The sequence below is a fragment of the Dethiosulfovibrio russensis genome, from assembly GCF_021568855.1.
In the GTDB taxonomy this organism is placed as follows: domain Bacteria; phylum Synergistota; class Synergistia; order Synergistales; family Dethiosulfovibrionaceae; genus Dethiosulfovibrio; species Dethiosulfovibrio russensis.
Genome location: NZ_JAKGUG010000007.1, coordinates 111,886 through 125,215, shown reverse-complemented (window position 1 = coordinate 125,215; position 13,330 = coordinate 111,886). Strand labels below are relative to the sequence as shown.

The window sequence follows — 13,330 nt, the reverse complement described above, 5'->3', positions numbered from 1 at the left end:
CGGATTATTATGTATAGGTATTTCGCATCAATTGACTGGGATTTGCGTCCTACCCCAGCGTGGCTGCGCTGATCAACAGTTTTTTTGAACGTCAAAAAAGACCTCGTTCTGTCAAACGAGGTCTTAGACTGCTTTCGTCTGTTATCTGCTCAGGTAGCGGGCCAGCAGAGGTACCACCATGAGTACCAGCGTTATCCTGCTGACGTGAAAGAGCAAGGCAAGCGGAGCGTTGGCCTCGCTCTCGGTCGCTGCCAGTCCAAGTCCGGAGAGCCCTCCCGGGGAGGATGCGAAAAGGGAGGTCAGAATGTCCATGCCGAAAAATCGAGACAGGACAAGTGCCACCAATACGCCGAACCCCAACATCACTACCGAGTAGCCCATGGCCACAGGTATCATTCCCGGAAGGCTCTTGACCGAGCTTACGTCGGAGTTGAAGACTATGGCTCCGGCCACTAGAAGCTGGGATATTGCGCTGAGCCATCTGGAGCTTTCCATGTCGGGAGCGAAGGCAATCTTGACCGCCAGTCCGGCGATCATACCTCCGACCATTATTCCCGACGGCATCCGGCAGAGATGGCCTATCAAGCCCCCCAAGGCTACGGCCCCCCATACCATGAAAACGTGGTTCATATCGGCGAACCCTCCTAGGTCAAAAACAGGGGAGGGGGCTCCCGTTTCAGAGGCCCCCTCGTGAAGTACGGTATTTCTCTAGGTCTGATGTGCGTTCTGTCGAATAGTCCTGTATTTCTGAAGGATCTCTTTCCTCCAGAGCACGCAGGCCGACAGTATGAGATAGGCTACTACGAAATTGAAAGCCGACAAAGCGACCCCTCCTTCCATGTGACATCGTCATCGCTTCAGACCAGTATAGAGCTCCAAGCCTTGAAGGGCAAGGTTTTTATGTACATTGGTCAGTAAAGGTCGTTCTTTAGAGACTCTTTTGAGTAGCTAAAAGCCTTCTTCTGGGTTAGGATCGGACTATCTCCAAGGCCACCTTCGCCATGGTCTCCAGTTTCGATATCTCCAGCGATTCCTCGTTGGTGTGGGCTCTCTGATATCCCAGGCCGAGGTTCACCGACGGCAACCCTCCGTAGTTGAGCACGTTGGCGTCGCTGCCTCCTCCTGTAGAGGTGATCTTTGGTATCAGTCGGGCTGCTTTGACCGCCTCTACCGCCTTTACGACTACGGGGGCATTGGCCGTAAGAAAGTATCCCGGGTATTTTTCCGCCACCTTTTCCTCCAGGGTTGCCCCGTATTCCGCGATCGCCCGTTTCATGGTCGTCCTCATTTCCAGAACCTGCCTCTTCAGCTTGTCCTCCTTGAGGGACCTGGCCTCCGCTTTGATCTCAACCCTGTCGCAGACCACGTTGATGGCGTGCCCCCCCTTGATCGTCCCCACGTTGGCGGTGGTCTCCTCGTCGATACGACCGATTCTTAGGGAGGCTATTCCTCTGGATGCCGCCTGTATGGCGTTGATGCCCTTTTCCGGAGCCACCCCGGCGTGGGCCGCCAGTCCTATTACGGTCCAGGTTATCGAGGTGGCGAAGGGGGCGGTGGTTATTATCGATCCCGGCTCGGTAGAGCTGTCGAAGACGAAGGCCATGGAGGATTTTAGCTTCGAGAGATCCAACGCCTTGGATCCCAAAAGACCCACCTCCTCCGATACGGTAAAGATAACCTCAATTCCCGGATGGTCGGATCCGTCTTTTTTTAATACCTCTATTGCCTCTAGAATTGAAGCTATTCCCGCTCTGTCGTCCGCTCCAAGGACGGTCGTGCCGTCGGAGTAGACTACCCCGTTTCTTACTATAGGCCTGGTGGGGTGGGAGAGCGGCACCGTATCCATGTGGGCCGTCAGGGCTATCCAGTCTTCCCTTCCCTCCGAGGGATCCAATCGTGCCACTATATTTCCCTGTTCGCCTCCGGTTTTATCGGCGCTGTCGTCCACCGACACATCCAAACCCAGGTTTTTAAGTCGCCGAATAAGCGTCTTTCCCATGGCCCCTTCCCGTCCCGAAGGAGCGGTAACGCGGGCCAACTCGATGAAGCTCTTAAGGAGCCTGTCTTTGTCGATCATCTCGGGTCCTCCTTTTTCGGTAGTAGCCCTTCTTTTCGCTCGATAAGCGGCTTCAAGGATAGCTTATCCCATGTAGATCCAGGTTGAAAGGGTACGTTGAGCTTGATTTTTACTGACCTTATATACTCCAGCCCTCCCATAATGTATTATATTTGCCGGAGGTGGTCTTCCTTGAGAGGCCGATCGTCGCTTGTCCTGTCTATGTTTCTGATATTATCCGCCTTTTCCTCGGAAGGTGCGATCCTTCGAGGTCAGGTCGCATCGGTTTTGGACGGGGATACCTTCGACGTTATGTGCGAGCGCCGAAAGCTGAGGGTTCGCTGTCTCTTGGTGGATACCCCCGAGCTTCACCATCCCGTCAGAGGGCAAGAAGAGTTCGGGCTGGAGGCCATGAAGGTCGCCGAGTCCATGGTTTTAGGAAAGGCAGTCGTTTTGGAGACCGCCGGAGTGGACCGTTACGGAAGGACCTTGGCCCACCTGTGGTATAGCGACGGCAAAGAGGACCGGCTGCTGTCCGAGGAGCTATGTCGTCTCGGTTTGGCTCAACCTCTTTTGATGGGAGACGAGTTGACCTATGTTGACAGGGTGGAGCTGGCCTTGGCGGAGGCTTGCTCGAAGGGTGCCGGGTTCTGGGGACTCGCCGATTCCAGGCCTTTTTCGCCTGGACAGATAAAATCGGAGCTGACCTCCTTGAGGGGGCACTTCGTCGGTGTCAAAATGAGGATTTCTCGAATTTTCGACGGCCCTTCCCTGTGGAGGATATGTTCCTCGGAGAGGGGATTCTCCGTTACCGTGAGAAAAGAGGTCTTTCGAGGTGTCTTGCCCGATTACCTCTTTGAAGGGGCGGAGATAAGGGTGGTAGGAAAGGTTATGGCTGGGTACCATGGTGCGGAGATCTCGATCGGATCGGCCATCCAGATCTCTCCTTCTCGCCATATATAGTGGATAACATCTTTTCCAACGCTAATCCACGGGGGTTTTCACCGGTTATCCACAGGGTTATCCACTATATCCACAAAAATTGGGGGTAGAAAGATGAAAAAAAGGATATATTTCTCCTTTTTGGCAGGGGTTATTCTTCTGGCGATATTGGCGTTCAGATGGGGTGGAGCCAAGATCGTCGATCTGATAGATAGGGGAATCCAAGATGGGGTCGCCTCGATGGGAGGGGCCTCCCTGTCGATAGGGTCTATCGACGGGAATCCCTTCAGCGGCTACCGTATCGCCTCTCTTCGGCTTATGGACCGATCGGGGGTCACGGTTGCGACGGTCCGATCCGTCATAGGCAAGCCGGATATCAAGTCTCTGCTGAGCGGCAGGGTAAGGCTGGCTTCCCTGGAGGTGGAGGGCGTTAGGGTTGAGGAGATGCTGCTTCACGGTCTTGTTCCCGAAACCGACAGTGGTGACGAAGAGGTTCCCCTTGAGATAGGTCTGGTGACTGTGTCGGACTGCGGTCCCCTCTACGGTGGGGGATGGAGTTTGACCGAGCTGAGAGCCGTCGGCGACGGAATGTCCTGGAGCGGACATGTCCAGGGATCATGGCGCGGGGAGCCTCTGGACGGTGATTTCGAGCTCGATCTGTCCGAGGGAGTGAGGATTCCGGCCGCATCTATTCGCGGGGTGGGAGGGTCTATTTCCTTTTCAGGCAGCTTGTCTCCCGGGCTGGACGGTTCGGGAAGCCTGGAGGACCTCTCGATGGAACGTCTAGGAGGGATTCTGCCATCTCTCGAGAAGTCCGCCGTAAGAGGCAGGGCGAATCTACGGTATCGTCTTTTCGGGACTTTGTCGTCCCCCGTTCTGTCCGGCGATCTCCACTTCTCCGAAGGTGGCCTGGGAGAGCTGCCTCTGCCCAACGTTAGGGGAGATCTGGGCTTTTCCGACGGGGAGCTGTCTTTGTCCTCCTGTCGCATTGAGCTTGGAGAGGGAACGCTATCGGGAGATCTCTCGGTGGGGTTGGCCTCGGATGACCTTCCTATCCAGGTCGATCTGGTGGCGACCGACGTCGATTTGTCCTCCTTCTCTGAAGAGCTTAAGGATAAGGCGGTTTCGCTGGACGTAGGCTTTCTATCCATCGCCCTGAAAGGCCCCGCCGCATCGCCTGTGGGCGAGATGAGCTTTCGGAAGGTCAGGGCTCTGAAAAACGGGAGAGGCCTGACCGATATATCGGGAAAGGTGTCCATAAAGAAAGACAGAGGACTCGACGTTCTGGTCCGGTCGCCTTTGGCCGGGGGAAAGCTGTCGGTGGAGGGGGCGGTCGACCTGAGCGGTGGCTCGGTGGATCTGTCGGCTCTGGCCGATAAAGTGGATCTCTCGGAGCTGGCTTCTCTGACGGGTAACCGCCTTTCAAACGTCGAAGGAAAGATTGGGGCTGAGGTAAAGGTGTTCGGTCCGATGGGAGCCCCGTCGGCGGAGGGAAGGATTTTCTCCGATAAACTCGCTGTTTCCGGTGGCTCTCTGGGACGGACCGAGGGCAGTTTTCGATACGATAAAGGTCTTTTGAGGATCATCTCCCTCTCGTCGGCGATAGGTTCCGGCAAGGTCACAGGAGAAGGCACGGTGGACCTCGAAAAGGGACCGTCCATCCGTCTCGACGGAAAGCTTTCAGGTATCTCCGGGGCGTCTCTGGAAAAGGCTTTTCCCGCCGCCGGAGGGAATATGCCCGAAGGCGTCTTGGATGGCAGCTGGTCCTATCGATCCAAAGGGAGCGGAGGGCTTTTAAACATGGACCTCAGGTCCGGCAAACTAGTCTTCGTCGAGGTGTTCCCTTTCATGAACCTCGAGGCCAAGGTATCTCTCGAGGGCGAGAGGCTGAAGATCGATAAGGTGGAAGCCGGGCTCTACGGAGGAAGACTTTCCCTGTCCGGAGCTGTCCCCCTGGCGGTAGGGGATATGGCGGTCAAGGGATCGCTGTCCGGTCTGGACGGCTCGGTCCTCTTCGGAGCTATGGGAGGTCTGGAGGCTACGGGCAAGATCGACGGCGAATTCTCCCTGTCCGGCTCCTACTCGTCTCCCAGGTTGGATTTCTCCGCCCGGACCGACAGGCTGGACCTGGAGAGCCTTCCCTTGGAGAAGCTATCTCTGTCGTTGAAGAGCGGCAAGGATCGGATCGATGCCTCTCTCAAGGGACTGATGGGTGGTTTCCCCCTCAAGGGAGGAGGATGGGTGAGGTTGCCGTCGGGGAAGGACGTCGGTGCCCTCGACCTGGAGGCCTCGGTTAGGGGACTGGACATAAGGAGCATAATGCCGAAGGACATCGAGATGGGAGGGACCCTTTTCGGCAAGATTCACCTTCTAGGCCCTCTCGATAAGCCCAAGCTATACGCACAGGGTAAGGCTCCACGGCTACAGGTGGGTAACATGGCCTTCGCCAGCGTCGACCTCGGAGGTTTTCTGGGCAGGGACGACGACCTCTCCTTCCAGGCCTCCAGTCTTTTCGGAGACCGGCGGGTGCAGGCCTCCTGCGACGTGAAGCCTTACGACTCGGGCTGGGGATTGGAGTTCGACGCTTCCGGAGGTGACGTACTTCTGTCATCTTTGGCGCCGAACCTTGAGGGAGTGGTGGACGGCCGAGTGGACCTTAATATGTCCGGCTCCTGGAAAGACGGAAAGGTCTCAGCCTCGGGCAATGCCTCGTCTCGGGAATTGTCGACTCACGGGGTGAAGATCCGGTCGGTCTCTCTGCCTCTGAAGGTAGATGGCCCTTCCCTTAAGGTATCCGGCGGCAAGGCCGAGATGTACGGGGGCAGGGGAGACGTGGATCTATCGGTGGACCTGACTAGAAATTCCTGGAAGGGCAAGGTCGAGGTGAAGGGCATAGACGTGAAGCCTCTCCTGGAGGACGGGGCCGATCTCCCCGGGACCATCTCTGGCGACGCCGACCTGAAACTGGACCTATCCGGAGTCGCAGGGAGGGCCTTTCTCTTCAACGTAACCGGTTTTCTTAGAGGAAGGTCGGTGGAGCTTATCGACTTCTCCGTCCTGACCCCGGTCACCAAGGGAGCTCCTCTCAGGATCAAGGACCTGGCGGCTAGCTTTAACATAGACGGTCAGGAGCTGTACATACTTCCGGGGAGCAGAGCCTCCGCCTGGCCCGGCGACGATTTCTATCGATACCTCGACGTCAGCGGATCGGCCTGGAGAAGCGAGTCCAACTCCATGGGAGATAAAAGGGAATCTCTGGACCTGAGCTGTTCCGGAGAGGTTAACCTGAAGGCCCTCAACGCCCTTCTAGGAGCCATGAGAAGCCTCCTGGAGGCCACCATAGAGAACATCAAGGATCCCAGATCGCTGGCTACGGACCTTCTGGCGGGAATAGTCGGGGGATACTCGGCCAAAGACTTCAGGGAGATAAGTCTCCACGTGGGAGGGGGCTGGGATTCCCCGGTCATATCGGACCTCAAAATCGGTGAGAAAGGCGGTCTAGGAGGGCTCGGAACCGGCCTGCCGACCAACGGAAAGGGCGGCGAGACCAAGATAAGGATACAGATCGACATACCCACCGGAGAGGGCGGAGGGGAGGAGACCGACGCCGGAGATCAGGTGAAGCAGCAGATCCTGGAGAACTTGCTCAAACAGGTTATAGGCGACCAAGACACCACGGAGTAATCGATTTAAACATAAAGTCGGAGGGGCCCCGAACTCGGGGTCCCTCCGACCTTTTTTATATTTGTTGTCTTTATTTATTTCTTGTCCGCCGACACCTCTTTGGGCTCGGGGAGAAGGATCTCGACCTTGTAGGTCTTCTTCAACTTGTCCACGTACTCCGACAGGGTGTCCCTCTGCTTCTGCTGGAGAAGCTGCTGGCGGATTCCGTCTTTCACCTCGTCGAAAGGCTGTTCGGAGGCGTCCTTATGGTCGGTCACCTTTATTATGTGGTAGCCGAACTGGGTTTTGACCGGATCGCTGATGTCTCCGATCTTGGTTGCGAATGCTGCCTTCTCGAACTCGGGAACCATCTGTCCCTCGGTGAAGAAGCCCAGATCTCCGCCTCTGGATTTGGAGGGGCAGTCCGAGTCCCTCTTGGCGGCGTCCTCGAAGCTGACCTTGCCGGCCAGGATATCCTTACGGATCTTGGTTACCTCTTTTTTGGCCTTTTTCCACAGATCGTTTCCGGCGTCCTTGGAAACCTGTATCAGTATATGGCTGGCCTTTACCGATTCGGGAACCTTGAAGGCCGCCTTGTGATCGTCGTAGAACTTTTTGACCTCCTCGTCGGATACCTTGGCGCCGGAGAGGACCTTCTCCATGGCCATTCCGGCCAGAACCCTCTTTTCCAGCTCGGCCATGGTCTCTTTGTACTTCTCCGTCTCGGTCAGCTTGTTGTCCTTTCCCCAGAGGTAGAAGAGCACCGAGTCGGCCATGTCCTCCACCAGTGCCCTCTTGCCCTCGGGGGTGCCGAAGTAGGCTGCCTGGTTGGGCTGAGCTCCTGCCATCACCTCGTCGAAATCCGCCTGAGTGACCGTCTCGGGGCCTACCTTGGCGAGAATTTCGTCTTTTTTCTCGTCCGCCGCGAAAGCCGCACCGCTGAGGGCGACCGTCAGTGTCAAAGCCAGTACGATGTTCTTTTTCTTCACATTCGTTACCTCCAAGAAAAAATATTTGCGTTCAGTAAACGTTTATACCAGAAAAGAGGGCCTTGATCCATAGGCACATCTACGGAAAGGGAGCCTCTGAGCTTGACTGTCATCTCCTGTGGCTGTTATTCTGCCATGGGAGGTGGTCCTATTGATCCAGGTCGTTTCACTCTCTTGGGAGGAATTCAAGAGAGCTTTCGCTCACGTCTTCAGGGAGGTTGACCGTTTTCTGAAGGGGCTTACCGAGCATACTCTTTCCGCCAGGTGCCCCGAGTGGTGTCTACGGATAGACCACGACCGAGGCTGGATAATCTTCGACTACATGGGAAGAAAGCCTCCGGAGAACCTGACCAGGCCCAAGGGTCCCCATCTTTTCAGGATAGAGGGATGCCCTTACCTGTAGATCGCATGATCCAAAGCTCCCGGGAACGCCCTCGGGAGCTTTCTTATTGTTCGGTTCCCCTAGAGGTTTGACACCGTAACTCCACTTGGGTATTCTCAGGATAGAACATTTTAGAAAGCGGTGACGGCATGGCCATAACTGAGCGTATAGAGGATTATCTGGAGACCGTTCTTGAGATAGAGCTGGAGGGCTCGGTCCCTTCCGTGACCGAGCTTGCCTCCCGTCTGGGAGTCCGAAAGGCCACGGTGGTCGTGGCTGTCCGCAAGATGGTCGATATAGGGCTTCTGGACCACCAGAGATACGGAAAGATCGAGCTCACCAGGGAGGGCAGGGAGAAGGCCCTGGAGACCTACAGAAGACATCAGCACATGACCTTTCTCTTCTCCGAGATCTTGGGGGTGGAGGACCCTATCGCCGAGGAGATGGCCTGTGCCGCCGAGCACTGTCTCGACTCTACCACCGAACGGCGTCTTGCCGCCTTCGTCGATTTCTGCTGTCGCTCCAAAGCCGAGGGGCGCGGTTGGATAGCGGCTATGGAGAATTTCGTAGCCTCGCCGGAACATCTCTCCATTCCCCTCACGATGCTTCTGCCGAGACAGAGAGCCAAGGTCCTTCGTATAACCGCCTCGGGTCCCAAGAGGACCGCCCTCAGGGATAGGGGGTTTCTGCCCGGAGAGGAGATAAAGAGGCTGGACGACGGCAGGGGAAAGGATGTCGAGGTCCGTCTGGAAGATCGAACCGAGGTCCTCGGAAGTCTGGATGCCCTGGCTATCTGGGTTATTCCGTCGGAGGACGACGATGAATGAGCTCTCCGCTTTAAACGTCACCAAGACCTTTGGTCCCTTCACAGCCGTGGACGATCTCTCTCTGATGGTCAAGGGCGGAACGATCCACGCGATCGTCGGAGAGAACGGCGCAGGTAAATCCACCTTGATGAAGTGTCTCTACGGTATCTACCACCCAGACGGGGGAAGCTTTCGGATGGACGATAAACCCCTGTCCATAGGGTCCCCCAGGGACGCCATGGGATACGGCATAGGCATGGTGCATCAGCACTTCATGCTGGTGCCATCCATGTCCGTCTGCCGTAACGTGGTCTTAGGCGACGAGCCCAAAAGAGGAGTCGCCTTCGACCTGGACGGAGCTCGTGCCAGGGTAGGAGAGCTGATCGATCGTTACGAACTGGACATATCCCCGGACGTGCCGGTAGGAGACCTCCCGGTTGGCCGACAGCAGCAGGTGGAGATACTCAAGCTCCTCTATCGCCGTGCGGAGATACTCGTCTTCGACGAGCCGACGGCGGTTTTGTCCCCCAAGGAGGTAGACGGGCTCTTCCAGACGATTCGAGGCTTTCGTGAGGAGGGACGGACCGTAATCTTCATCGCCCACAACCTGGGCGAGGTCCTCGATATCTCCGACATAGTCTCCGTGATGAGAAAGGGACGGCTGATAGACACCAAACCCGCCTCCGAGCTGGACAGGGCATCTTTGGCCGAGCTCATGGTAGGTCGCTCCATAGACATGCCATCGGTATCTGAAGCTTCCAGGCTCTCTCCCGATCCGATTCTGGAGCTCAAGTCCGTCTCAGTCTCCGGCGCCCCGCGGCCCCTTCTCGAAGACGTCTCCCTCGAGGTCTTCGGAGGCGAGATACTGGGGATCGCCGGTATCACCGGAAACGGCCAGAGCGAGCTGGAGGAGGTTTTGTCCGGGCTCAGAGGCTGCGAAGGCACGGTCGTCATAGATGGTTTGGACGTATCCGAGCTGGACTCCCTGGGCAGACGGAACCTCGGGCTGGCCTACATACCGGAGGATCGGATACGGACCGGACTGGCCTCCCTGGCGGATCTTGTAGACAACACCCTCATGGGCTACCAGTACGATCCCCGGTTCGCAAAGGGGATATTCAGAAACTACGGCGCCTCGGTGGTCCACGCCGACTCTGTGATGGAGCGCTACGGTGTGGCAGCCGCCCACAGAGGGGTCCAGGCTGGAACCCTGTCGGGAGGCAACATGCAGCGTCTCGTCATGGGAAGGGAGCTGGAACACGATCCCAAGGTTCTCCTGGTATCCCAGCCGACGAGAGGGGTCGATATCGGCGGAGCCGAGGAGATCCACCGTCACATACTGGACCTTCGCTCCAAGGGCAGCGCTGTCCTGCTCATCTCCTCCGACCTGGACGAAGTCCTCTCCCTGAGCGACAGGGTGGCGGTCATGTTAAGAGGCAGGATCGTCTCGGTCCTGTCCTCCACGGAGGCCACTAGGGACAGAGTGGGAAGGATCATGCTGGAGGGAAGGGAGGACGCCGACCTTGTCTGACGTGAAAAACAGATGGATTCAGGAACACAGGGACGGCCTTATCGTCCTGGGCTCCTTCGTAACCAGCGTGTTGTTCGGAGGGGTGATAATAGCTCTCTACGGGGCTAACCCCATGGAGGCCTACGGAGAGATGATAAACGGTGCCCTGGGAGACTCGGACGCCATGCTGGGCACTCTGGCCAAATGGGTACCCCTTCTGCTGGCCACCTTCGCCATATCCGCGGCCTTCAACGGCGGAATGTGGAACATCGGAGCGGAAGGGCAGCTCTACGTAGGTGCCTTCTCCGCCACATGGATCGGACTGACCTTCCCCGCCCTGCCCGGTGCGGTGTTGATACCGTTGGCCCTTCTGGCCGGACTCGGAGGAGCCGCCTTCTGGGCCTGGATCCCGGCCAAGCTCAACCTGGACCACGGGCTCAACATAGTGGTGCTGACCATAATGCTCAACTCCCTGGGCACCCTTGCGACCCAGGCCCTCACAGTCGGTCCCTACGCCGGTTATCAGGTGGCGGCGGGAGCCACCGACAAGATCCCCGAGGCCATGCGCTTCGCCAAACTGACCGACTTCAGCAACCTCAACACCGGAATATTCATAGCTCTCGTAGCCGTGATATTGGTGACTATCGCCATGCTGTTCACCATCAGGGGCTACGACTGGAAAATGTGCCGCCTGAACGGTCGTTTCGCTAAATACGGAGGGATCGACGTCAGAAAGGTCAAGATGTCCGCCATGCTCCTCTCCGGAGCCCTGGCGGGACTTGCCGGAACCCTTCTGGTGATGGGCGAGCAGTACCGTTTTCGGACCGCCATATCGCCGGGTTACACCTGGACGGGAATGATACTCGCCATGATGGTGGCCTATCATCCTGTGGGAGGAATATTGGCCTCGGCTGTCTACGCTGTGATGGAGTCAGGAGCCCTCCAGATGGAGCTCATGACCGACGTCCCGGTGGAGGTCGTACAGATAGTCATGTGTCTTGGAGTGCTTTTCGTCACAGCCGGATTCGCCGTGGCCAACCGAATGGCCAGCAGGCTCAGGGAGGACTGATCCATGACGGAATTCTTTCAGGCGGCGGTCCGCATGGGAACCCCCCTTCTCCTTATGGCCCTCGGCGGAACCTGGACCCTACAGACCGGCATACTCAACATAGGCCAAGAGGGAGGGCTAATACTGGCGTCCTTCTTCGCCGTGCTGGGAAACCACCTCTTCGGAAGCTGGATAATGGGGATAGTTTTCGCCGTAGCTGTAGCACTCGTCTACAACATGATATTCGCTTTCTTCTCCGTGACCCTGCGTTCCAACATATGGGTCATAGGAATGGCCCTGAACATAATGGGATCGGCCCTGTCGATTCTCTTTCTGAAAAGCTTTTTCGGCGTGAAGGGAAGTTTCAGAAGCTCGAACATGGTCAGAATACCGGATGTGGAGCTCTCTTTCCTGCCTAGCTGGCTGGACGGATTTTCTCTGATCGTCTGGGTGGCGGTTGCAGTATTGGCGGTAATTGCCTACATGGACTCCAGGACTGTCCTGGGAATGAGACTCAAGGCAGCCGGGGAGAACGAGGAAGCCCTCGACGCCGCCGGAGTTCCCGTATGGCGTCTACGCTACGGCGTCTTGGTGGTGAACTCGGTTATGGTGGGATTGGCCGGCGCCTTCCTTTCCACATCCTATCTGCTTTCCTTCGTCCGGGGAATGAGCGCCGACAGGGGCTGGATGGCCGTGGCGGCGGTGATATTCGGAGATGGACACCTGGGATGGACGGTCTTCGCCGTTATAATCTTCGGGGTGGCACAGGCCGGGGGATTCCAGCTTCAGGCCATGGGAGTTCCGAGCCATCTGGCCCTCATGCTACCCTACGTTCTGGTCATAATCGCACTGGTGACCCGGGGGATCGGAAAAAGCCGATCTTCCTGATCAATAACATATAGGAGGAATAGAATAATGCGTAAAGTGACGGTACTACTGCTATGCCTCTCCATGTTGCTCGGTCTCGCCGGGGCTTCCCTGGCGGCGGACAAACTCTCCGTTGCCCTCATAATAGAGGGTCAGTTGGGAGATGCCTCCTTCTACGACAGCGCCAGCCGCGGTTTCGACAAAGCCAAGGCGGAGCTGGGCATAGTGGGCAAGGTCATAGAGTGCAACTACGACCCGGCCAACTACGTGCCCTACATGGCGACCGCCGCCAAGAAGTTCGATCTGGTCCTGTCTGTGGGATTCGGGATGATGGACGCCATCGCCGAGGTGGCCCCTAAGTTCCCCGAGACCGACTTCGCCCAGTTCGATACCACAGGCGACATAGCTCACGTAACCTTCATCGACTTCAAACAGAGCGAGGGCAGCTTCCTGGCCGGGGCTCTGGCTGCCATGATGACCGCCAGAGAGGGCGATCCCAGGGTCAACCCCGAGGCCACCATAGGAGTCGTCTGCGGCGAGGACATACCGGTCATGTACAGCTTCATCGCCGGATACGAGCAGGGCGCCAAGACGGTAAACCCGGACATAAAGATCCTCAGGGGCTTCGTCGGCCGCTGGGACGACCCCGCCGGTGGCAAGGAAATGACCCTTAACCAGCATAAAAACGGTGCCGACGTCGTCTACCAGGTCGCAGGAGGCACGGGAGAGGGCATCATAGCCGCCGCCAAGGAGGGCGGATTCTACGCCATAGGTGTGGATTCCCCTCAGGAGCATCTGGCTCCCGAGGCGGTGCTGACCTCCATGCTCAAGAGGCTGGACGTTGTGGTCTACGACCTTATCAAGGCCAAGCAGGAGGGAACCTACCGGAGAGGGACGGTGCTTCGCTACGGACTGAAAGAGGGCGGAGTGGGACTTTCCTGGTCCGACAGCGCCCTTAAGCTCGTTCCGGCCGACGTGAAGGCCCGTCTGGACGAGCTGACCGAGGAGGTCGCTTCGGGAAAGATAGAAGTCGCCGAGACCACGAAGTAGCCGTCGTCGGATTTTCT

The 13,330-nt window shown here is 57.3% G+C and carries 10 protein-coding genes and 1 pseudogene; 8 read left to right on the top strand and 3 right to left on the bottom strand.

Annotated elements, in window-relative coordinates:
• Positions 1-141: 141 nt before the first annotated feature.
• Positions 142-633 (bottom strand): annotated as a pseudogene (locus L2W48_RS09280) (AbrB family transcriptional regulator); the annotation flags it as partial.
• Between the two features lie 334 nt (positions 634-967).
• Positions 968-2,077, bottom strand: coding sequence for a M20/M25/M40 family metallo-hydrolase (locus tag L2W48_RS09275; protein ID WP_236100229.1), 1,110 nt, complete (start codon positions 2,075-2,077; stop codon positions 968-970).
• A 201-nt stretch (positions 2,078-2,278) separates the two neighbouring features.
• Between L2W48_RS09275 and L2W48_RS09270 the strand changes: the two genes are divergently transcribed.
• Both L2W48_RS09270 and L2W48_RS09265 read left to right on the top strand, forming a co-directional pair.
• A complete protein-coding gene (locus L2W48_RS09270; protein WP_236100227.1) occupies positions 2,279-3,019 on the top strand; it encodes a thermonuclease family protein in 741 nt (246 codons plus the stop codon).
• 93 nt (positions 3,020-3,112) lie between these two features.
• Complete coding sequence (locus tag L2W48_RS09265) at positions 3,113-6,682, top strand: AsmA-like C-terminal region-containing protein (RefSeq protein WP_236100226.1); 3,570 nt, start codon at positions 3,113-3,115, stop codon at positions 6,680-6,682.
• Positions 6,683-6,756: 74 nt separating this feature from the next.
• On the opposite strand, the gene L2W48_RS13120 is transcribed toward L2W48_RS09265, so the two are convergent.
• Complete coding sequence (locus L2W48_RS13120; RefSeq protein ID WP_236100224.1) at positions 6,757-7,650, bottom strand: peptidylprolyl isomerase; 894 nt, start codon at positions 7,648-7,650, stop codon at positions 6,757-6,759.
• Positions 7,651-7,801: 151 nt separating this feature from the next.
• Between L2W48_RS13120 and L2W48_RS09255 the strand changes: the two genes are divergently transcribed.
• From L2W48_RS09255 to L2W48_RS09230, 6 genes are all read left to right on the top strand, one after another.
• Positions 7,802-8,053, top strand: coding sequence for a hypothetical protein (locus L2W48_RS09255; protein WP_236100222.1), 252 nt, complete (start codon positions 7,802-7,804; stop codon positions 8,051-8,053).
• Positions 8,054-8,181: 128 nt separating this feature from the next.
• On the top strand, positions 8,182-8,859 hold the full coding sequence (locus L2W48_RS09250; RefSeq protein WP_236100221.1) for a metal-dependent transcriptional regulator: 678 nt from the start codon (positions 8,182-8,184) through the stop codon (positions 8,857-8,859).
• Complete coding sequence (locus L2W48_RS09245) at positions 8,852-10,369, top strand: ABC transporter ATP-binding protein (RefSeq protein WP_236100219.1); 1,518 nt, start codon at positions 8,852-8,854, stop codon at positions 10,367-10,369. The genes L2W48_RS09250 and L2W48_RS09245 overlap by 8 nt, the downstream gene beginning before the upstream one ends.
• Position 10,370: 1 nt before the next feature.
• Positions 10,371-11,417: an ABC transporter permease gene (locus L2W48_RS09240; RefSeq protein ID WP_236100266.1), complete on the top strand. Its 1,047-nt coding sequence runs from the start codon at positions 10,371-10,373 to the stop codon at positions 11,415-11,417.
• Positions 11,418-11,420: 3 nt separating this feature from the next.
• Complete coding sequence (locus L2W48_RS09235; RefSeq protein WP_236100217.1) at positions 11,421-12,284, top strand: ABC transporter permease; 864 nt, start codon at positions 11,421-11,423, stop codon at positions 12,282-12,284.
• Positions 12,285-12,311: 27 nt separating this feature from the next.
• Positions 12,312-13,313, top strand: coding sequence for a BMP family lipoprotein (locus L2W48_RS09230; RefSeq protein ID WP_236100215.1), 1,002 nt, complete (start codon positions 12,312-12,314; stop codon positions 13,311-13,313).
• Positions 13,314-13,330: the final 17 nt, after the last annotated feature.